16 protein-coding genes are annotated in these 21,749 nt (G+C 67.3%); 12 read left to right on the top strand and 4 right to left on the bottom strand.

The annotated features are described in order from the left end of the window. Positions 1-31 precede the first annotated feature (31 nt). The gene (locus ACFUCU_RS08545; protein ID WP_290255798.1) at positions 32-583 is read right to left on the bottom strand and encodes a DUF3090 domain-containing protein; all 552 of its coding nucleotides are present in this window, start codon (positions 581-583) and stop codon (positions 32-34) included. A gap of 80 nt (positions 584-663) precedes the next feature. Here ACFUCU_RS08545 and ACFUCU_RS08550 point away from each other — a divergent pair, with 80 nt between their 5' ends. The 5 genes from ACFUCU_RS08550 to ACFUCU_RS08570 all read left to right on the top strand — a co-directional run bounded on the left by ACFUCU_RS08550 (position 664) and on the right by ACFUCU_RS08570 (position 8,184). Further along, a complete protein-coding gene (locus tag ACFUCU_RS08550) occupies positions 664-1,566 on the top strand; it encodes a dihydrodipicolinate synthase family protein (protein ID WP_377972003.1) in 903 nt (300 codons plus the stop codon). Positions 1,567-1,627: 61 nt separating this feature from the next. Then, positions 1,628-3,238: a cryptochrome/photolyase family protein gene (locus tag ACFUCU_RS08555; protein ID WP_377972004.1), complete on the top strand. Its 1,611-nt coding sequence runs from the start codon at positions 1,628-1,630 to the stop codon at positions 3,236-3,238. Between the two features lie 299 nt (positions 3,239-3,537). Then, positions 3,538-5,319, top strand: coding sequence for an ABC transporter family substrate-binding protein (locus ACFUCU_RS08560; protein ID WP_290255795.1), 1,782 nt, complete (start codon positions 3,538-3,540; stop codon positions 5,317-5,319). A 175-nt stretch (positions 5,320-5,494) separates the two neighbouring features. Then, positions 5,495-7,036, top strand: coding sequence for an ABC transporter permease (locus ACFUCU_RS08565; RefSeq protein ID WP_290255794.1), 1,542 nt, complete (start codon positions 5,495-5,497; stop codon positions 7,034-7,036). 26 nt (positions 7,037-7,062) lie between these two features. Continuing rightward, positions 7,063-8,184, top strand: a complete 1,122-nt coding sequence (locus ACFUCU_RS08570) for an ABC transporter permease (RefSeq protein ID WP_290256469.1) — start codon at positions 7,063-7,065, stop codon at positions 8,182-8,184. A gap of 28 nt (positions 8,185-8,212) precedes the next feature. On the opposite strand, the gene ACFUCU_RS08575 is transcribed toward ACFUCU_RS08570, so the two are convergent. Further along, positions 8,213-8,842, bottom strand: a complete 630-nt coding sequence (locus ACFUCU_RS08575) for a PH domain-containing protein (protein WP_377972006.1) — start codon at positions 8,840-8,842, stop codon at positions 8,213-8,215. A 76-nt stretch (positions 8,843-8,918) separates the two neighbouring features. On the opposite strand from ACFUCU_RS08575, the gene ACFUCU_RS08580 reads away from it, so the two are divergent. The 5 genes from ACFUCU_RS08580 to ACFUCU_RS08600 all read left to right on the top strand — a co-directional run bounded on the left by ACFUCU_RS08580 (position 8,919) and on the right by ACFUCU_RS08600 (position 16,564). Next, positions 8,919-10,745, top strand: a complete 1,827-nt coding sequence (locus tag ACFUCU_RS08580) for an ABC transporter ATP-binding protein (protein ID WP_377972008.1) — start codon at positions 8,919-8,921, stop codon at positions 10,743-10,745. 284 nt (positions 10,746-11,029) lie between these two features. Beyond that, a complete protein-coding gene (locus ACFUCU_RS08585) occupies positions 11,030-12,670 on the top strand; it encodes an ABC transporter substrate-binding protein (protein WP_290255791.1) in 1,641 nt (546 codons plus the stop codon). Positions 12,671-12,925: 255 nt separating this feature from the next. Beyond that, the gene (locus ACFUCU_RS08590; RefSeq protein ID WP_290255790.1) at positions 12,926-13,855 is read left to right on the top strand and encodes an ABC transporter permease; all 930 of its coding nucleotides are present in this window, start codon (positions 12,926-12,928) and stop codon (positions 13,853-13,855) included. Beyond that, positions 13,845-14,837 (top strand): ABC transporter permease, encoded by a 993-nt coding sequence (locus ACFUCU_RS08595; RefSeq protein ID WP_290255789.1) that lies wholly within the window; start codon positions 13,845-13,847, stop codon positions 14,835-14,837. Before ACFUCU_RS08590 ends, ACFUCU_RS08595 begins: the two co-directional genes overlap by 11 nt. A gap of 11 nt (positions 14,838-14,848) precedes the next feature. Beyond that, complete coding sequence (locus tag ACFUCU_RS08600; protein WP_377972010.1) at positions 14,849-16,564, top strand: dipeptide ABC transporter ATP-binding protein; 1,716 nt, start codon at positions 14,849-14,851, stop codon at positions 16,562-16,564. A gap of 116 nt (positions 16,565-16,680) precedes the next feature. On the opposite strand, the gene ACFUCU_RS08605 is transcribed toward ACFUCU_RS08600, so the two are convergent. Then, positions 16,681-17,592: an SGNH/GDSL hydrolase family protein gene (locus ACFUCU_RS08605; RefSeq protein ID WP_377972012.1), complete on the bottom strand. Its 912-nt coding sequence runs from the start codon at positions 17,590-17,592 to the stop codon at positions 16,681-16,683. Between the two features lie 295 nt (positions 17,593-17,887). Here ACFUCU_RS08605 and typA point away from each other — a divergent pair, with 295 nt between their 5' ends. Continuing rightward, positions 17,888-19,816 (top strand): translational GTPase TypA, encoded by a 1,929-nt coding sequence (typA, locus tag ACFUCU_RS08610; protein WP_290255786.1) that lies wholly within the window; start codon positions 17,888-17,890, stop codon positions 19,814-19,816. A 192-nt stretch (positions 19,817-20,008) separates the two neighbouring features. Further along, entirely contained in the window at positions 20,009-21,343 is a 1,335-nt protein-coding gene (locus ACFUCU_RS08615; protein WP_377972014.1) for an MFS transporter, read from the top strand. Here ACFUCU_RS08615 and ACFUCU_RS08620 read toward each other — a convergent pair. After that, positions 21,340-21,636 (bottom strand): hypothetical protein, encoded by a 297-nt coding sequence (locus ACFUCU_RS08620; protein ID WP_377972016.1) that lies wholly within the window; start codon positions 21,634-21,636, stop codon positions 21,340-21,342. The genes ACFUCU_RS08615 and ACFUCU_RS08620 overlap by 4 nt on opposite strands. Between the last annotated feature and the right edge of the window lie 113 nt (positions 21,637-21,749).

A 21,749-nucleotide genomic window follows, 5' to 3' on the forward strand; every position in this document is an offset into this window, starting at 1 on the left:
GGCCGGAAGAACCTGGCCTTCCCAGGGGAAATCACATGCCGGGAAGGGTGCAGGTGTGACCGTCGGGGTCCATCGGGTAGCCGCAGAGCGGGCAGGTCGGACGCCCGGCTCCCACGATCTCCCGGGTGCGTTTGGCGAAGGCCCGCGCGGTTCCCACCGGCATGCGCACCAGGAGCATCTCGCGGTCGTCCGCGTCGTCGTCGAACGAATCATCGTCCTCATCGGCGTCGACGTCGGTGATCGGGTAGGCCTCGATGATGATTTGTGCCGTCGTCGGGTCCCAGCCCAGCGTCATGGCACCGGCGCGGAACTGCTCCTGGACGGGTGCCAGCGGATCGTTGTCGACCAGTTCGACCGGTGTGCTGGTCGGCACGCTGAAGGGATTGCCGTCGACGGTGAAGAGCTGGTCGAGGATCTCGTCGATCTTCTCCGCCAGCTGGGCCGACTGCTGCTTCTCGAGGGCGATGCTCACCGTCTGCGACCCGGCGTTCACCTGGAGGTAAAACGTCCGCGCGCCCGGAACGCCGATGGTGCCGACGACCACCCGGTCTGGCCAGTCAAACTCGTGAACACGTGTGGGCATGTCAGTATTCTAGGCGCAAGGGCCGGCCGCTGCCCTTCGGGCCCGCCTATACAGTGGGCCGCCATGGCAAGGAGCATCCAGTGAACCCCAGCTTTACCGGCCTGAGTGCCTTCCCTCTGACGCCGCTGACACGGGACGCGGTTGATGAGGGTGCGTTCGGTGGCCTCGTCCGGCGCTTGGCCGCGGCCGGGGTTGACTCGATCACGGCCCTCGGGTCCACCGGCTCCTACGCCTACCTCAGCCCGGAGGAGCGGGCCGGTGTGGCACGCCTGGCGGTCGCCAACGCCGGCGACGTGCCGGTGTTCGTCGGGGTGGGCGCGCTTCGCACCTCAGACGTCCTCCGCCATATCGACGCCGCTGAAGGCGCCGGCGCCGCAGGAGTCCTGCTCGCCCCGATAACTTACCAGCCACTCACCGCGGACGACGTCTTTGGGCTCTTCGAGACGGTCGCGGGGCACACGGGGCTGCCCGTCATTGTCTACGACAATCCCGGGACCACCCACTTCACCTTCACCACCGACCTGTACTCGGACATCGCGGCGCTCCCGGGGATCGCTTCGATCAAGATCCCGGCCGTCCCCGCCGGACCGGCGGAGGCCCGAGCGCGGGTCGCGAAGATCCGTGCCGTCATCCCCGCCCATGTCACCATCGGCATCTCCGGGGATGCTTCCGCTGCGGCCGGGCTGGCAGCTGGCTGCGACGCCTGGTACTCCGTGATCGCCGGGACGCTGCCCGGGCCTGCGCTCACCATCACGCGGGCCGTCCAGGAGGAAAGGGCCGCGGACGCGGCGGCGGAGTCCACGCGGCTGGGCCCGCTGTGGGAACTCTTCCAGGAGTTCGGCGGCAGCCTCCGCGTTGTTGCGGCGGTGGCCGAACAGCTGGGCTTCGTCCAGGGGCCGAGCCTTCCGCTGCCCATCCGGGGGCTGGACACGGAGCAGCGGGCCCGCGTCGCCCGCGTCCTCAAGGCCCTGGACTTGGTTTGACTCAGGGTTGACTCAGGGCTGAGGCCGGGGACCGCCGCGCGGAGTCCTTTATCGTTGGGTCATGAGCCCCGGCCCGGAACTGCGCCTTGTCCTCCCGCACCAGCTGTTCGACCAGCACCTGGACGCGGCGGCCGGCACCGTGTTCGTACTGATCGAGCACGATCTGATGTTCCGCCAGTACTCGTTCCATGCCCAGAAGCTGGTGTTGCACCGGGCCACGATGACCCGATTCGCCCGCCGGCTGCGCGGCCGCGGCTTCGAGGTGGAGGTCCTGGCCAGCGACGCCGGGCGGCCCTCCGGCGATCAGCTGGCCGAGCTGGTCCGCAGCCGCCGCCCATCCGGGGTGACGTGGTTCGACGTCGTCGACGACTGGCTGGAGCGGGACCTCGACGCCGCCCTGAACGACGGCGGCTACCGGCCGCGCGTGGCCGACGTGCTGGAGACCCCGAACTTCCTCACCAGCCGCCGGGACATCGACAACTGGTTTGCCGGGAAAACCGCACGCATGCACGACTTCTACGTGTGGCAGCGCCGCAGGCTGGACCTCCTGATGGACGGTGGCCGGCCCGTGGGCGGCAAGTGGTCCTTCGACGCGGAGAACCGCAAGAAGCTGCCGCGCGGCTATACCCCCGCCACGGTGGGCCGGTTCGCCGGCCACCCCGCCGTCGAGCCGCAGGGCAGCTTCGACCTGACGGGACTGGACGGACCCGCGACGGAACAGCCCGACGGCGGCCCGCAGGCCGGCCAGCACCGCGACGTCGCCGACGCGATCGACTGGGTGGCCAGGGAGTTCCCGGACGCCCCCGGGGACCCGAAGCTTTTCGCCTGGCCCACCAGCGCCGGGGAGGCCCGGGACCATCTGCGTGAATTCGTCCGGGACCGGCTGAACGACTTCGGACCCTACGAGGACGCCATCTCCGCCGTGCACCCGTTCATCGCCCACGGCCTGCTTACCCCGGCACTGAACGTCGGCCTGCTGGACCCACGGGAGGTGATCGAGGCCGTTCTGGACGGAGCCTCAGAGGCTACGCCCCTGGCCTCGGTGGAAGGCTTTATCCGGCAGGTCATCGGCTGGCGCGAATACATGCGCGCCACCTACCGCACCGGCGGCCGTGCCCTGCGCAGCGCAAACCGGCTGGGCCATCGGAATGAACTGGGTGAGGGCTGGTGGGACGCGGGCACCGGCCTGGCGCCGGTGGACCTGGTGATCTCCCGCGTCCTGGCCACCGGCTACGCCCACCACATCGAACGGCTGATGGTCCTCGGCAACGCCATGTCCCTGCTGCGCATACACCCGGATGCCGTCTACGAGTGGTTCATGGAACTGTTCATCGACGCCTACGACTGGGTGATGGTCCCCAACGTCTACGCCATGAGCCAGTTCGCGGCCGGGGACGCCATCACCACCAAGCCCTACGTCTCCGGCAGTAACTACCTGAAGAAGATGTCGGACCTCCCGCCGGGAGAGTGGGCCGCGGACTGGGACGGGCTGTACTGGTCGTTCATCGCGGACCACCGGGAGGTGTTCGCCGCGAACCCACGGTCGCGGGTGGTCGTTTCGTTGCTGGACGGGATGGATCCGGAGACCCGGGCCCGCCACCGGAGCCGCGCGGAGGCCCTGCTGGCGGGCGGCAATCCGGGGAACCGGCTCACTTCACGGGGAGCCCGGTAATTACCGCTTAACTGGGAGAGCTCGTGCGGGCGCCGTCAAGCGGATTTCTGCCGGGCCGTCAATAGCCCCCGGTAACGTATTCGTCAACGAATTTTCACAAAATTTACACGGCGGAATCATATTTTGTTACAGCTCGATAACGAACGATAGTGCTGTCCGAATTTCCCACCATTCCGCCCTATCCCGGGTTTACAGTTCATGCCATGTGAGACGAACCACACTGCCGCTGGGGGAGTGTGGGCGTCTGGCCGGTGCCGTTGGCGCAGGTCTCATCCACACCACAGAAACAAGGAGGCGGAATGCGCTTCGGTCGTATTTCCAAAGCGGTGGGGGTGGCAGCGGCAGCTGCACTCGCACTCAGCGCCTGCGCCGGCAACAGCGGCGGGTCAACCCCGTCGTCGTCAGCCGCGGCAGGCAAAACCGGCGGATCGGCAACGGTCGTCGAGGTTAACGCGTTCAACACGTTCAACCCGAACACCGCCGACGGCAACACTGACATCAACTCGAAGGTCAGCTACGCCACCCACTCGGGCTTCTACTACATCGATAACAAGCTGAACGTTGTCCGCAACGAAAAGTTCGGCAAGATGGAGAAGACCTCCGATAACCCGCTGACGGTGAAATACACTATCAACGACGGCGTGAAGTGGTCCGACGGCACCCCCGTCACCACCGCCGACCTCCTGCTGCAGTGGGCGGCCTTCTCCGGCTACTACAACGACGCAGACGCCGATGCGAAGACCGGTACCTCCTACTTCTCCTACGCCGGTGACCCCACCGGCCTGGCGCTCACCGACTTCCCGGAGCTGAGCGACGACGGCAAGTCGATGACCATCAAGTACTCCAAGCCGTTCGCCGACTGGGAAATCGCCCTCGGCGGCCCGGGCATCGACATCCCCGCGCACGTCCTGGCCAAGAAGGCCGGCCTGGCCGACGCCAAGGCGTTCGTGAGCCTGCTCAAGGGCATGCCCCGCGGCGACTCCAAGGCCCCGAAGCCCGCCAATGCGCAGCTCAAGGCCATGTCGGACCTCTGGAACACCGGCTTCGACACCAAGACCCTGCCGGCCGACCCGGAGCTCTTCCTCTCCAATGGCCCGTACGTCGTCAAGACCATCAACCAGGACCAGTCCTTGACCATGGTCAAGAATAAGGACTACAACTGGGGCCCGGACGCCAAGCTGGACGAAATCACCGTCCGCTACATCGGCGACTCCGCCGCCCAGGTCCAGGCGCTGAAGAACGGCGAAGCGGACATCATCGCCCCGCAGGCCTCCGCCGACACGGTGGACCAGCTCAAGGCGCTGCAGAGCCAAGGCGTGACCGTCGACCAGGGCAACCAGCTCTCCTACGATCACATCGACCTGAACTACAGCGGCCCGTTCGCGGACAAGAACGTCCGCGAGGCGTTCATGAAGACCGTCCCGCGCAAGGACATCGTCGACAAGATCGTCAAGAAGCTGGACGACAAGGCCAAGCCGCTTGACTCCCAGCTGTTCGTTCCGGACCAGGCCGCCTACGCCGACTCGGTCAAGAACAACGGCTCCTCCGCGTACCAGGACGTCGACATCGACGGCGCCAAGAAGCTGCTCAACGGTGCCACCCCCGAAGTCCGCATCATGTACAACAAGGACAACCCCAACCGCGTTGACGCCTTCTCCCTGATCCGCGAGTCCGCCGCCAAGGCCGGCTTCAAGATCGTCGACGGCGGTCTCGGCAAGTCCGACTGGGGCAAGGCCCTGGGCAAGGGTGGCTACGACGCCACCATCTTCGGCTGGATCAACCCGGGTGTCGGCGTTTCCGGCGTCCCGCAGATCTTCAAGACCGGCAACGACTCCAACTTCAACAAGTTCTCCGACAAGGATGCTGACAAGTTGATGGACGAGCTGATCGTCACCACCGACAAGAGCAAGCAGGACGGCCTCATCCAGCAGATCGACAAGAAGATCTGGGATTCCGCGTACGGTCTGCCGCTGTTCCAGGCAGTGGGCGTTGACGCCTACTCCGACCGCATCACCGGTGTGAAGTACATGCCGAACCAGACCGGCGTCTGGTGGAACTTCTGGGAGTGGGCTCAGAAGTAGCCGACGACCGCAAGTAACACGTGCTGGCGAAAGGCGTCGGGACCAAGGCTCCACGGTCCCGACGCCTTTCTAGCGGCACCCCACAGAGGTTTGGCCCGCCGTATCCCCGCAGCCGGCGCGAACCCAGCAACCGGTCCCGGCAATCCCAGGACCTGAATACCGAGGTTGTACTCCCATGGTGACTTACGTAGTCCGGCGGCTCATGACGGCCGCCCTCATCCTTCTCGGCGCTTCCTTCCTGGTCTACCTCCTGACGGCGGCGTCCGGAGACCCCCTGGAGGAATTCCGGGTCAATAACTCCCCGCAGAAACAGGCCCTGATGGATGCCCGGACGCAGCTGCTGCAGCTCGACGTCCCCGCCCCTGTGCGCTACTTCCGCTGGCTCGGCGGAGCGGCCCAGTGCCTGGTGCCGTTCGCCAACTCCTGCGACTTGGGCAAGAACATCGCCGGGCAGCCCGTCACGGACGCCCTCGGCCACGCCCTGATACAGACCCTGACGCTGGTCACCGGTGCCACCATCCTGGCCATCCTGATCGGCATCACACTCGGCATCATCACCGCCCTGCGCCAATACAGCGCCCTGGACTACGGCGTCACCTTCATGGCGTTTCTGTTCTTCTCGCTGCCGATCTTCTGGGTCGCCGTCCTGCTCAAGGAATTCGGCGCCATCGGCTTCAACAACTTCCTAAGGGACCCCGACGTCCCGCTCCCCGTAGCTTTGGCCATCGGCCTGGTGCTCGGCGTAATCGTCGCCGTCGCCGCCGGCGGCGCACTGCGGCGGCGGCTCACCGTCGGCGCCGTCGTATTTGCCTTCGTCAGCGCCGTCCTGATCTACTTCTCCGCGACCCTCTGGTTCAAGAACCCGGGCCTCGGACCAGTGGTGATCGCCATCGCGGGCGTCGGCATCGCCTTCGCCGTCACCCTGCTCTCCGCGGGCCTGAAAAACCGCAAGGCGCTGCAATCCTCGCTGATCGCCGTCGCCGTCGGCGTCGTCCTCTACTTCGTGGTCCAGCCGCTGCTGGACCAGGCGACCTTCCTGATGATCGTGCTGCTGGCCGTCGCCGCCGTCCTGGTGGGCCTGGGCATCGGCTACCTGATGGGCGGCTACGACCGCGGCCAGTCCATGCGCGCCGCCGCGATCACCTCGTTCCTGGTCGGCGGAATGATCCTGCTGGACCGGTTCATGCAGGCCTGGCCGAGCTACTTCGACAACAGCCGCGTCCGCGGCCGCCCGATCGCCACGATCGGCGCCGGCACCCCCAACATCGAGGGCGACTTCTGGATCCTGGGCCTGGACTCCTTCACCCACCTGATCCTGCCCACCATGGCCCTGATCCTCATCTCTCTGGCCAGCTACACCCGCTTCACCCGGGCCTCGATGCTGGAAATCATGAACATGGACTACATCCGCACCGCCCGCGCCAAGGGCGTCTCGGAACGGACAGTGGTCATGCGGCACGCCTTCCGGAACGCCCTGATCCCCATCGCCACCATCGTGGCCTTCGACATCGGCGGCCTGATCGGCGGCGCCGTCATCACCGAATCCGTGTTCTCGGTGCGCGGCATGGGCTTCCTGTTCCTGGACGGCATCTCCCACACCGATCCCAACCCGGTCATGGGCGTCTTCGTCTGTGTGGCCATCACGGCCATGGGTTTCAACCTCATTGCGGACCTCGCCTACTCCGCACTTGATCCGCGCGTAAGGGTAAAAGCATGAGCCAGCCAAGCCAGCAAGACGAAATCATGGCCGAGGACGCGGCCCTCAAGGGTGCCCCCGCGGCCGGCATAGAACCCGTCCTCGAGGCCAAGGGCCTGAGCCAGGGCCAGATCGTACGCAAGCGCTTCCTCGGCCACACCGGCGCGATCATCGGCCTGGTGGTCTTCGCCATCATCTTTCTGATGGCCTTCACCTCCGTGGGCTACCTCGGCATCCCGGGCTGGTGGAAGTACAACCACGAGCAGGTCTCCGCCCTGGTCAACGACGGCGCCCCCACCTCCTCGCTCTGGCCGCTGGCTTGGGGCGAGCACCCCTTCGGCCAGGACCGGATCGGCCGCGACCTGTTCGCCATGACCATGCGCGGAGCGCAGCAGTCCATCACCGTCATGGTGGTCATCGGCCTGATCGCCGGCCTGCTCGGCGTCCTGGTCGGGGCGATTTCCGGCTACTTCCGCGGCTGGGCCGAGGCCATCCTGATGCGCCTCACCGACGTCATCATCATCATCCCGGCGCTGCTGCTCGCGGCGGTCATGGCGCAGATGGCCGGCCGGCGCGACTCCGGCAGCTGGTTCGCTTCCTTCGCCAGCAGCAACGGCGTCCTGGCCCTGGGCATCTTCCTCGGCCTGATCAGTTGGGTCAGCCTCGCCCGGCTCATGCGCGGCGAGTTCCTGTCCCTGCGGGAACGCGAATTCGTCGACGCCGCCCGGATCTCCGGTGCCAGCAACGCCCGGATCATCTTCAAGCACATCCTGCCCAACGCCGTCGGCGTCCTGATCGTCAACGTCACCCTGACCATGTCCGCGGCCATCCTCACCGAGACCGCGCTGAGCTTCCTGGGCGTCGGGGTCAAGGCCCCAGACACGTCCCTGGGCCTGCTCATCTCGCAGAACCAGCAGGCCTTCGCCACCCGGCCTTGGCTGTTCTGGTTCCCCGGCCTGTTCATCGTGCTGATCTGCCTGAGCATCAACTTCATCGGCGACGGGCTGCGGGATGCCTTCGACCCGCGGCAGAAGAAGTTCAACGCCAAGAAGGCCCGCGAAGCCGACGCCGCCGCGGGCACCCCCGCCGGTTCTCCCGCTGCAGCGGGTGCCTCGCCGGCAGCGGAAAAGTCCGCGGTCACCGCCTTCGATGGCACCAAGGACGACTAAGGTGACAGCCCCGAACCCGGGCCGCAGGCTAGACGGCGGCGACGGTCCAGACGCTGGCCGCCAGCAGCACCACGGCGACGGCGATCGCCGCCCACCGCGGGGTCACGGACACCGCGGTGGTGGCGGCCTCGCCGGCGGCCAGGGCGCCGCTCTCCACCAGAGCCTGCCAGCGGCCGCGCACCAGCCGGGCGGCCTGGCCCGAGTCGGTGGTCTTCAGGTCTCCCGGGCGCACCGAGTTGCCCGGGCCGTAGCTGGTGTCCGGCAGCCCGCGCAGGTCCTCGGGGCGGGCGTTGCGGCCGCCCCAGATGCCCGGCGCGGGGGCTGCCCACGCGGCGTAGCTCTTTTGTGCCGTCACGAGCGTCAGGGCGTAGCGGGTGTCCACGTGCACCAGCGCCGCCCACGGCACCTCGACGGACCGGAACGGGTTCTCCAGGGTGACCCCGCCGTCGTGCACCACGACGGCGGGAAGCCAAAAGAACTGCCAGCCCAGGAAGGCCACCAGCAGCAGGGGAGCGGTGCCCAGCAGCCCCGCGGGACCGGCCGAGGCCACCGTCACGACCAGGCCCAGCAGCCCCACACCCCAGGCCAGGCCGGCGAACCATTTATTGGTCCGGGCCTTGAAGATTTCGACGTTTCCGGCATCGGGCGCTGTGCTCATGCCCCCCATATTTCAGCATTCCGGCCGAACGCACTAAATTCCCGGTGCGGCGGCCCGGCGGAAGGAACACCCCATCATGACTGACTTCATCACCGTGGACCCGGCGCAGCCCTCCGCCCCCGGCAAGGGCGACGTCGTCCTGGAGGTCCGCGACCTCAGCGTCGACTTCGGCGTGGACAAGAAATGGGTCCCGGCCGCCATCCGGCTGAACTACGAGGTCCGCGCCGGCGAGGTCCTCGCGATCGTCGGCGAGTCCGGCTCCGGCAAGAGCGCCAGCTCCATGGCGCTGCTGGGCCTGCTGCCGAGCAACAGCCGCGTCAACGGCAGCGTCAAGCTGGCCGGCAAGGAACTCCTGGGCGGCAGCGAAGCCAACATCAGGGCCGTCCGCGGCAAGGACGTCGCCGTCATCTTCCAGGAGCCGATGACCGCACTGAACCCGGTCTACACCGTCGGGGCGCAGATCGTGGAAACCATCCGGCTGCACAACGAGGTCTCCCCGGACCAGGCCAGGGAACGGGCCGTGCGGATGCTCGAGCTGGTGGAGCTGCCGGATCCGGAGAAGGCCTTCCGCTCCTACCCGCACCAGCTCTCCGGCGGCCAGCGGCAGCGTGCAATGATCGCCCAGTCGCTCTCCTGCGACCCCAAGCTGCTGATCGCCGACGAGCCCACCACGGCCCTCGACGTCACCGTCCAGGCCGAAATCCTGGACCTGATGCGGAACCTCCGCAACAAGCTCGACAGCGCGATCGTCCTGATCACCCACGACATGGGCGTCGTCGCCGACCTCGCGGACCGGATCGCGGTCATGCGCCGCGGCGTAATTGTGGAGACCGGCACGGCGGCGGAGATCTTCCACAACCCGCAGCACGAGTACACCAAGGCGCTGCTGGACGCCGTGCCGCACCTGGGCCAGGGCGGGGAGGCCGACGGTGACGTTGACGTCACCGCGGCCCTCGCCGCCGCCACCCAGGCCGACCTCGAGGCCATCCCGCACGAGGAACTCCTCCGCCGGGAACGGGCCAACGCCGCGGCCCTCGCCGCCGCCGCGGAGACCGCCAAGCCGCAGGGCGACCCGGTCCTGGAACTGACCGACGTCGCGATCGAATACCCCAAGCAGGGCCGGGTGCCGGCCTTCCGCGCGGTGGAGGGCGCCAACCTGGCGATCTACCCGGGCCAGGTCGTCGGCCTGGTGGGGGAGTCGGGCTCCGGCAAGACCACCATCGGACGCGCCGCCGTCGGCCTGCTGCCCGTCGCGGCCGGCACCATGAAGGTGGTGGGGCAGGACATCTCCGCCGCCAAGCGCAACGGGCGGCAGCTGCACGAGATGCGCCGCCACGTAGGCATGGTCTTCCAGGACCCGTCCTCCTCGCTGAACCCCCGCCTGCCCATCGGCGAGAGCATCGGCGAGCCAATGTTCCTGGCCGGCGTCGCGAAGGGTGCCGAGCTGCAAACCCGGATCGAGGCGCTGCTGGACCAGGTGGAGCTGCCGCGCAACTACCGCAACCGCTACCCGCACGAACTCTCGGGCGGCCAGAAGCAGCGCGTCGGCATCGCCCGGGCCCTGTCCCTGAAGCCGAAGCTGATGGTGGCCGACGAACCCACCTCCGCCCTCGACGTCTCGGTCCAGGCCAAGGTGCTGGAGCTGTTCCAGAACCTTCAGAAGGAACTCGGCTTCGCCTGCCTCTTCGTCACCCACGACCTCGCCGTCGTCGACGTCCTCGCCGACCGCATCTGCGTCATGCAGCGGGGCCGGATCGTCGAACAGGGCAGCCGCGACCAGATCCTGCGCAACCCCCAGGAGCCGTACACCCAGCGCCTGCTGGCCGCCGTGCCGCTGCCGGACCCGGAGAAGCAACGGGAGCGGCGCGAGCTGCGGGCCCAGCTGCTCTCGGGCGCCAGCTAGGAGAGCGGTTAGGAAAGGGGCAACAGGGAGGGAATCCACGAGGAACGGGAGAAGCGGGCACGTATCCTACCAGCCAGTAATCTGTGACTTGAAATACGTTGCGCTTGACGCTAGCCGTCACAGTGCTGTCGAGTCACGGTTTGGCAACGGAGTTCCATGATCTGGACATCTTGCGGTTAGGCTACTTCCATATGTAGGCCACGTCACAGGGATATCCCTGTGCCCGCGCCTGCCGGGAAGCACAAGTCTCTCCCGCAGAACTCCCACAACTCTTAGGAGGAGGAATGCGTTTTTCGCGCACTTCCAAAGCACTGGGCCTGGTGGCTATCGCTGCCATGACCCTGACCGGTTGCGGCGGCGGCGGTTCCAACACCGCCGGCGGCAGCACCGGTGGCGACACCAGCAAGGTCATCATTGCTGACGGTTCCGAGCCCCAGCGTCCGCTGATGCCCGCCGACACCAATGAAGTTGGCGGCGGCAAGGTCATCGACATGATGTTCTCCGGTCTGGTCAGCTACGACCCCAACGGCAAGCCCGTGAACGAACTGGCTGAGTCCATCGAGGGCAAGGACGGCCAGCACTTCACGATCAAGATCAAGAAGGACCAGAAGTTCACGAACGGCGAGGCCATCACGGCCAAGACCTTCGTTGACTCCTGGAACTTCGGTGCCGCCGCGAAGAACGCACAGCTCAGCGGTGGCTTCTTCGAGTCCATCAAGGGCTACGACGAGGCCAGCAAGGAAGGCTCCACGGTCGAGACCATGTCCGGCCTGAAGGTCGTTGACGACCAGACCTTCACCGTTGAACTCTCCCAGCCGGAATCCGACTGGCCGCTGCGCCTGGGCTACACCGCCTTCGTGCCGGTCCCGTCCGGTGCCCTGAAGGACCCGAAGGGCTTCGGCGAGAAGCCGGTCGGTAACGGCCCGTACAAGATGGCGGACGGCGGCTGGCAGCACAACGTGCAGATCCAGCTGGTCCCGAACCCGGACTACAACGGCCCGCGCAAGGCCAAGAACGCCGGCGTGACGTTCAAGATCTACCAGAACGACGACGCCGCGTACCAGGACCTGCTGTCCAACAACCTGGACATCCTGCAGACCATCCCGACGAGCGCCCTGAAGAACTACAAGTCCGACCTGGGTGACCGCACCATCAACAAGCCGTACGCCGGCAACCAGACCATCGCCATCCCGGAATACCTGCCGGAGTGGAGCGGCGAGGCCGGCAAGCTGCGCCGCCAGGCCATCTCCATGGCCATCAACCGCGATGAGATCACCAAGGTCATCTTCAACGGTGCACGCCAGCCCGCCAAGGACTTCACCGCCCCCGTGCTGGACGGCTACAGCGACTCGATCCCGGGTTCGGACAACCTGAAGTTCGACGCCACCAAGGCCAAGGACGCCTGGGCCAAGGCCGACGCGATCCAGAAGTGGGACGCTGACAAGACCTTCACCATCGCCTACAACGCCGACAAGGGCGGCCACAAGGCATGGGTTGAGGCTGTTGTGAACCAGCTGAAGAACACCCTCGGCATCAAGGTTGAGGGCAAGCCCTACGCCACGTTCAAGGAAGCCCGCAACGACGCCACCGCCAAGACCCTGACCGGTGCCATCCGCGCCGGCTGGCAGGCCGACTACCCGTCGCTGTACAACTTCCTCGGCCCGATCTACAAGACCGGTGCCGGCTCCAACGACGCGAAGTACGCGAACCCGACGTTCGACAAGGCCATCTCCGACGGCCTGAACGCCTCCACCGTCGCCGACGGCAACAAGGCCATGAACAAGGCTCAGGAAATCCTCCTGACCGACCTTCCGGCCATCCCCCTGTGGTACCAGGTTGCCCAGGGCGGCTGGAGCGACAAGGTCACCAACGTTGACTACGGCTGGGACGGCGTCCCGCTGTACTACAACATCAGCGGCAAGTAAATAACTGAACGACGGCGGGGGCTGCCTGGATTGGGGCCTCCGCCGTTGTTCTGCTTCCATTCTGTTTTCCGGACAGATCCCCGCAAGTTCTCCCTGACAGTCCGCCCTGACGGCCACCGCCTCGGGTGAACTCTGCAGCCCGTCCTCTGTGACCGACCCGGCGCCGGGCTGCAGTCCAAAGTGAAAAGGTTCTTCGATGAACAACTCCGCCGCATCCCTGGACCGGATGCCTGCTGACAAGGGTGTGCTTCGCTGATGGCGACTTACATCCTCAAGCGTTTTCTCCAACTGATCCCCGTCTTCCTGGGCGCAACGCTGCTGGTCTACTTCCTGGTCTTCAGCCTCCCCGGTGACCCGATCGTCGCCCTCTTCGGCGACAAGCCGGTCAACGAGGCCGTCGCCGCGAAGCTCCGCGCGCAGTACCACCTGGACCAGCCGTTCTGGATCCAATACCTGCTCTACCTCAAGAGCATCTTCACCTTCGACCTCGGCCAGGACTTCTCCGGCCGTCCCATCGCCGCCGTGCTGGGCGAGGTGTTCCCGGTTACCGCCCGCCTGGCCATCATGGCGCTGATCTTCGAGGCCGTCTTCGGCATCATCTTCGGCCTGATCGCCGGCCTGCGGAAGGGCAAGCTCTTTGACGCGACCGTCCTCGTGGCGTCCCTGATCGTCATCGGCATCCCGATCTTCGTCCTTGGCTTCCTGCTGCAGTTCACCATCGGCGTCCAGCTCGGCTGGGCCAAGCCCACGGTCAGTTCCGCGGCCACGGTGCAGGACCTGATCCTGCCTGCGATCGTGCTGGGCCTGGGCTCCTTCGCGTATGTGCTGCGCCTGACCCGCACCTCGGTGATCGAGAACATGAACGCCGACTACGTGCGCACCGCCACCGCCAAGGGCCTCTCCCGGTTCCGCGTGGTCCGCGTGCACATCCTGCGCAACTCCCTGATCCCCGTCATCACCTTCCTGGGCGCGGACCTGGGCAGCCTGATGGGCGGCGCGATCGTCACCGAAGGCATCTTCAACGTGCCCGGCGTCGGCAACCGGCTCTACCGGGCCGTGCTCTCCGGCGAGGGACCCACGGTGGTCTCGATCGTCACCGTCCTGGTGCTGATCTACTGCCTCTCCAACCTGCTCGTTGACCTGCTCTACGCCTGGCTTGACCCGAGGATCCGCTATGACTCCTGAAACCAATCCCGCACGGCAGGACGCTTCGATGCCCGCCCCACGCCACATCGAGCACTTCGTCGCCGACTTCTCCGAGACCCCGCTGCAGGCCACGGACAAGGTCAAGGAGGACCAGGCACCCCTGAGCCTCTGGGCCGAGGCCTGGCGCAACCTGCGCAAGCAGCCGCTGTTCCTGATCTCCGCGTTCCTGATCCTGGTGGTCGTGGCCGTGTCCCTCTTCCCGGGACTGTTCTCCGGCATCGACCCCACCTCCGAGGCCTGCCAGCTGGCCAACTCCGACGGCGGCCCCACCGGCGGCCACCCGCTGGGCTTCACCCAGCAGGGCTGCGACGTCTACGCCCGCGTCATCTACGGCACGCGCTCCTCCGTGACCGTCGGCCTGTTCACCACCATCGGTGTCCTGGTCATCGGCGGTATCATGGGCGCCCTGGCCGGCTACTACGGCGGCTGGGTTGACGCGGTCCTGGCCCGCATCAACGACATCTTCTTCGCGCTGCCGCTGATCCTCGGCGCGATCGTCGTCATGCAGCTGCCGATGTTCCGCTCCAACCGCACCGCGTGGACCCTGGTGCTGATCCTGATGGCGTTCGGCTGGCCGCAGATCGCCCGCATCACCCGCGGTGCCGTGATCGAGGTCCGTAACGCCGACTTCGTCACCGCCGCGCGTTCCCTGGGCGTCTCCAAGTTCGGCGCCCTGATGCGTCACGTCATGCCGAACTCGCTGGCCCCGATCATCGTCGTGGCCACCATCTCCCTGGGTACCTTCATCGTGGCCGAATCCACGCTGTCCTTCCTGGGCATCGGCCTCCCGCCCAGCGTGATGTCCTGGGGCAACGACATCCAGGCAGCTCAGGCCTCCCTGCGCTCGAACCCGATGCCGCTGCTCTACCCGGCCATCGCCCTCTCCATCACCGTTCTGAGCTTCATCATGCTGGGCGACGCCCTCCGTGATGCTCTCGATCCCAAAGCGCGCAAGCGATGAAAGGGGAAGCCATGAACACCCCTGTTGAAATCCGTGAAGAGGGAACGGCCGCCGTGCGTCCGCTCCTGGAAATCCGGGACCTGGCGATCACCTTCAAGACCGGCGGCGGCGACGTCAACGCCGTCCGCAACGCCCACCTCACCGTGATGCCGGGCGAAACGGTCGCGATCGTGGGCGAGTCCGGCTCGGGCAAGTCGACCACGGCGCTGGCCGCGATCGGCCTGCTGCCCACCAACGGCCGGGTCTCCGGCGGCCAGATCCTGTTCGACGGCGAGGACATCTCCAACGCCGGCGAGAAGCGCATGATCGAATTGCGCGGCAACAGCATCGGCATGGTCCCGCAGGACCCGATGTCCAACCTCAACCCGGTTTGGAAGATCGGCCAGCAGGTCCGCGAGACGCTCAAGGCCAACGGGCTGCCCGACGGTCCCGACGACGTCGCCAAGGTCCTCTCGCAGGCCGGCCTGCCGGACGCCGCACGGCGCGCCAAGCAGTACCCGCACGAGTTCTCCGGCGGCATGCGCCAGCGCGCGCTGATCGCCATCGGCCTGTCCTGCCAGCCGCGCCTGCTCATCGCCGATGAGCCGACGTCGGCCCTGGACGTGACCGTGCAGCGCCAGATCCTTGACCACCTGGACAAGATGACCACCGAGCTCGGCACCGCCGTGCTGCTGATCACCCACGACCTCGGCCTCGCCGCCGAACGCGCCGACAAGGTGGTCGTGATGTACCGCGGCCAGGTGGTGGAATCGGGTCCGTCGCTGGAACTGCTGCGCAACCCGCAGCACCCGTACACGCAGCGCCTGGTCTCCTCCGCGCCGTCGCTGGCGTCCCGCCGGATCCAGGTCGCCAAGGAGCAGGGCGTCGAGTCCGAGGACCTGCTCGCCCCCGCCGAGGAAGGCGTGGTCGAGGCCGCGAAGCCGGACGAGGTGCTCAAGATCGAGAACCTCCGCAAGGTCTTCAAGCTCCGCTCCGGCCTGGGCCGGTCCACCGACTTCACCGCGGTGGACGACGTGTCCTTCAGCGTCAAGCGCGGCACGACGACGGCGATCGTGGGGGAGTCGGGCTCCGGCAAGTCCACGGTGGCGCAGATGGTGCTGAACCTGCTCCAGCCCACCTCCGGCAAGATCGTGTTCGACGGCGTGGACACCTCGACGCTGAACGCCAAGGAAATCTTCGCGTTCCGCCGCCGTGTCCAGCCGATCTTCCAGGATCCCTACGGTTCCCTCGATCCGATGTACAACATCTTCCGGACCATCGAGGAACCGCTGCGCACCCACAAGATCGGGACCAAGGCCAGCCGGGAAAAGAAGGTGCGCGAACTGCTGGACCAGGTGGCCCTGCCGCAGTCCACCATGCAGCGCTACCCGAACGAGCTCTCCGGCGGCCAGCGCCAGCGCGTCGCGATCGCCCGTGCCCTGGCCCTCGACCCCGAGGTCATCATCTGTGACGAGGCCGTCTCCGCCCTCGACGTGCTGGTCCAGGCGCAGGTGCTCAACCTGCTCGCGGACCTGCAGTCGCGGCTGGGCCTGACTTACCTCTTCATCACCCACGACCTGGCCGTGGTCCGGCAGATCGCGGACCACGTCTGCGTGATGGAAAAGGGCAAGCTGGTGGAGACCGGTTCGACCGACGACGTCTTCGACGCGCCGCAGATGGAGTACACGAAGGCCCTGCTGAACGCCATCCCCGGCGCCAAGCTGATGCTCCCGCCGGACGTCGCCTAACCTCCAGGCAGGACGCCCCTGCGGGTCCGCACGAAGAAAGGGAGCCGGTGACCACCCCGCGGTGTGGTCACCGGCTCCCTTTTGTTTAGCTCTTCCCGGTCCTTACGTACCGCTGCCTAGTTGCCGGGCTCGGTGGTCACGGGCCCGGGCGGGGGCAGTTCGAGGCCCAGATCCTTGAGTTTGCCGGCCAGGATCGTACCGAGCGCGGCGTGGCCGGTGCTGTTCATGTGCACGCCGTCGGCCATCTGCGAGGTCAGGTTGTACTTGGTCAGCCAGTCGCCGGTGCTGATGAACGGGATGGAATGCCGGGCCGCAAGGCCGCCCAGCAACGAATCCACCTGGGTCCGGCGGCCGCCGCCGTAGTTCGCCCCGCGGGCCAGGGTGCCGATCATCGCCAGCCGGGCGGAGGGGTAGCGCTGCTTGAGGGAGGCGATCAGCCGCTCGGCGTTGGCCACGATCTGGGCGTCGGTGGCCCCGCGGGTGGCATCGTTGCCGCCGCCTTCCATCACAACCAGGGCGGGCGCGCCGTAGGGCAGCTTCCAGTCCCCGCGCTGCAGGGCGTCGACGTAGTTGCCGGTCTTCCCGTTCGCCGCGACATAGCCGGTTCCGCCCAGACCGCAGAAGAAGACGTCGTACCCGGCCGCGGAAAGGCCCTGCCGGGGCCACCCATTGGTCGGTTCGGACTGGGAGTCGCCGATCAGGAGCGCGGTCCGGGAGATGTTGGCCACGATGACCTCTTCCCGGCCGTTGGCCGGGTTGCGGTATACCGTGCCCGGGGCCATGGTGGCCGGGTTGGGCAGGGGTGCCAGCAGGGACTTCTGCCCGCCGGCGGCGACCGGTTCGCCGGACGCACCTGCACCCGCACGGGCCGCCGACTTTCCGGCTACGCCGGAGGCGGGGGCGCTGGCGCTGGCCGGTGAGTCCGGGCCGGACGAGGAAGTGGTGGGTGCCTGCCCGCAGCCGGCCAGGAGAACGCCGGTGGCGATCACAGGTGCGGCGTAGCGGGTCAGAGCCGAGGCGATTCGCATCTGGGGTCTCCGGGCTTTGCTTTTCTTTACCACGGCAATAATGCGGTACTTCGCTCCCAAAAGCCAGTGACATTCCTCACGTGGACACGACCCCGCCGGGCCGCCGCCGCCGTCGCCGGGCGCCGGGCTCGGTGCCCGGGGATCCCCGCGCCGGCGGGCGATTTAGGCCAATAAATGCCCGAGCCGCTAGAATGGATGCAGGTGCCCTGTGCGAACGGGCCATTCCTGTCGTGCGTTCCGGTCGGAAATGTCGCGATACAACAGCTGACTTCACCACTGAATCGAGCAATAACGCATGTCTGAAACCACCACCAACACTGCGGTAGCCACTGCATTGCGCAGTGACCTGCGCAACGTCGCGATTGTGGCCCACGTTGACCACGGCAAGACCACCCTGGTCGATGCCATGCTCAAGCAGACCAACTCCTTTGCCGAGCACAACCACCTCGAAGACCGCGTCATGGACTCCGGTGACCTGGAACGCGAAAAGGGCATCACCATCCTGGCCAAGAACACCACGGTGGCCTACAACGGTCCGTCCTCCAACGGCGAGACCATCACCATCAACGTCATCGACACCCCCGGCCACGCCGACTTCGGCGGTGAGGTCGAGCGCGGCCTGTCCATGGTCGACGGCGTCGTCCTCCTCGTGGACGCCTCCGAAGGCCCGCTGCCGCAGACCCGCTTCGTGCTGCGCAAGGCCCTCGCCGCGCACCTGCCCGTGATCCTGCTGGTCAACAAGACCGACCGTCCCGATGCCCGCATCGAGGAAGTCGTGCACGAGTCCATGGACCTGCTCCTGGGCCTGGCCTCGGACCTCGCGGACGAGGTTCCGGACCTGGACCTGGACAAGATCCTCGAAGTTCCCGTCGTCTACGCCGCCGCCAAGGTCGGCCGCGCCTCCCTCGAGCAGCCCGCCGACGGCACCGCCCCGGAGAACGAGGACCTGGAACCGCTCTTCAAGACCATCATCGAGCACATCCCGGCCCCGACCTACAACCCGGACGGTGTGCTGCAGGCACACGTCACCAACCTGGACGCCTCCCCGTTCCTCGGCCGCCTCGCCCTGCTCCGCATCTACAACGGCACCCTGCGCAAGGGCCAGACCGTGGCATGGGCCCGCGCCAACGGTGAGCTCAAGAACGTCAAGATCACCGAACTGCTGGCCACCAAGGCCCTGGACCGCGTCCCGGCCGAGTCCGCCGGACCGGGCGAGATCGTCGCCGTCGCCGGCATCGAGGAGATCACCATCGGTGAGACCCTGACCGACGCCGAGAACCCGCAGCCGCTGCCGCTGATCACCGTTGACGACCCGGCCATCTCGATGACCATCGGTATCAACACCTCCCCGCTGGCCGGCAAGGTCAAGGGCGCCAAGGTCACCGCACGCCAGGTCAAGGACCGCCTCGACAAGGAACTGATCGGTAACGTCTCCATCAAGGTCCTCCCGACCGAGCGTCCCGACGCCTGGGAAGTCCAGGGCCGTGGCGAGCTCGCCCTCGCCATCCTGGTCGAGCAGATGCGCCGCGAAGGCTTCGAGCTGACCGTCGGCAAGCCGCAGGTTGTCACCAAGACCATCGACGGCAAGATCCACGAGCCGATGGAACACATGACCATTGACGTGCCCGAGGAATACCTCGGCGCCGTGACGCAGCTGATGGCCGCCCGCAAGGGCCGAATGACCAACATGGCCAACCACGGCACCGGCTGGTGCCGCATGGAATTCATCGTTCCCGCCCGTGGCCTGATCGGCTTCCGCACCCGGTTCCTCACGGACACCCGCGGTGCCGGCATCGCCGCCTCGATCTCCGAGGGCTACGAGCCGTGGGCCGGCCCGATCGAATACCGCACCAACGGTTCGATGGTTGCCGACCGTGCCGGAGTCGTGACGCCGTTCGCCATGATCAACCTGCAGGAACGTGGCTCCTTCTTCGTGAAGCCCACCTCCGAGGTCTACGAGGGCATGATCGTCGGCGAGAACTCCCGCGCCGATGACATGGACGTCAACATCACCAAGGAAAAGAAGCTCACCAACATGCGTGCCGCTTCCTCGGACTCCTTCGAAAACCTGACCCCGCCGCGCGAGCTGACCCTCGAGGAATCCCTCGAATTCGCCCGCGAGGACGAATGCGTCGAGGTCACCCCGGAAGACATCCGTATCCGCAAGGTGATCCTGGACTCCAACGAGCGGGCCAAGGCCAACCGCGCCCGCGCCAAGGCCTAGGGTCCAGCCCGCCAGGGCATCCGCGCGTCCAGCGCCACCACGAACTGCCGTCGGGCAGGCGGTCCAACCGCCGCCCGGCGGCAGTGCCGTTTAAGCGGCCCTCGCGGTTCTACCGGCGCCGTGCGGCGCAGCGCCGGCCCGGCGCGCCGCGAAGTGATTGACAGCTGTCACCTCTACTGCAAAGCTGACCCGGTGACAGCCCAGAAACCCGCCGACTTCGCCGCGGATTCCGACGTCGGCGGGGACGCTGAGGTCCCGGAGGATGCTGCCCGGGAGGCTTCGCTGTGGCGTGACGCCAACTTCGGCGTCTTCTGGACCGCACAGTCCCTTTCGCAGCTCGGCGCCCAGCTCGGCCAGCTCGCGTTCCCCGTCCTGGCCGTGACCCTGCTGCGCGCCACCGAGTTCGAGGTGGGCATCCTCAACGCCGCCGGACTCGCCGCCTTCCTGCTGGTTGGGCTGCCTGCCGGCGCCTGGGTGGACCGCTGGCTCAAGCGCCGCACCATGATCCTCGCGGACCTGGTCCGGATGGTCGCGATCAGCGCCGTGCCCCTGCTCTGGTGGGCCGGTGCGCTGCAGGTCTGGCACCTCTACGTCATCTCCGCCGTCGTCGGCGTCGCCACCGTGTTCTTCGACGTTTCCTATCAGAGCTTCGTCCCCCTGCTGGTGCCCGCCCGCCACGTGGGCGAGGCAAACTCCAAACTCGAGGCCACGGCCCAGATCGCCCGGATCGGCGGGCCGGCCGTCGGCGGAGCGCTCCTGGCCGTGGTGACGGCGCCGGTGCTCTTTGTCGGCCAGTCCGTGGGATACCTGCTCTCCGCCGTGTTCCTGACCCGCACCCGCGACCGTGAGGAGCCCCGCCCGGCCCGGGAACACGGTTCGCTGGGCACCGAGATCCGCGAGGGCCTCTCCTTTGTGGTGCGGCACGAACTGATCCGCCGCGTGGTGCTCTGCACCGCCGGCATGAACTTCGCCAGCATGCTGGTGTTCACGCTGCTGCCGGTGCTGGTGCTCCGGCAGCTGGGGCTGGGTCCCCAGGGTATGGGCATCATCATGTCCGTCGGCGCCGCGGGCGGCCTGCTGGGCGCGGTGTCCGGCCCGTGGCTTGCCCGCCGGATCGGCGAGGGCCGGGTCATCCCGGCGGGGGCACTGCTTGGGTCGCTGGCGCTGGTGCTGGTGCCGGTAGCGGCCCTGCAGACCGAACCCGGCAACGCCCTGGTGCTGCTGACCATCTCCGAGTTCGGCACCACCTTCGGCGCGCTGGTCTACAACATCATGCAGCTGACCATGCGGCAGCGGGTCTGCCCGCCGCGGCTGCTGGGCCGGATGAACGCCTCCGTCCGCTGCGTCGTCTGGGGCGTCATGCCGGTGGCGGCCCTGATCGGCGGCTTCCTCGGCGAGTCCATCGGGATGGTGCCGGCCATGTGGCTGGGCGCCGCGCTGAGCCTGCTCTCCGTGGCGCCGGTGCTGTTCTCGCCGCTGATGTCCATGCGGAAGCTCCCGGACAGCGTCGAGGAACCCGCCTCCTAGGCTTCCTCCGGGCCGGCCGCGTCCTGGGATTTCTCCGGCTCAGTAGAGCCCGGCCTCACCCGCGGCGCCCGGCGGGGCGGAGGCGGCGGCACGGCCTTCGCCGCCACCACGGACGCCAGCGTGATGACCGTGTCCTCCCGGCGCGTGCGGACCGTGCACTCGGTACCGTCGCAACCCAGCAGCTCGCCCAGCGCGTCGGTCAGGCCGCCCTCGACGCGGTACCGGACCACCACCCGGGTGCCCGGCGCGGCGGAGGCCAGGAAGTCACGGGGCCGGGAAGGGGAAACGCTCACCGGACCATCCTAGGTCCGCGGGCGGACCGCCTGCCGCGTGCGTCTGTGACGGCCGGGTAGGTTGGCGGGAGCGGGCTGGGGGATAATAGGCTCGGAAGTCAGCAGCCCGGCGC

This window comes from Arthrobacter sp. NPDC057259 (assembly GCF_042668995.1).
Classification (GTDB): Bacteria; Actinomycetota; Actinomycetes; order Actinomycetales; family Micrococcaceae; genus Arthrobacter.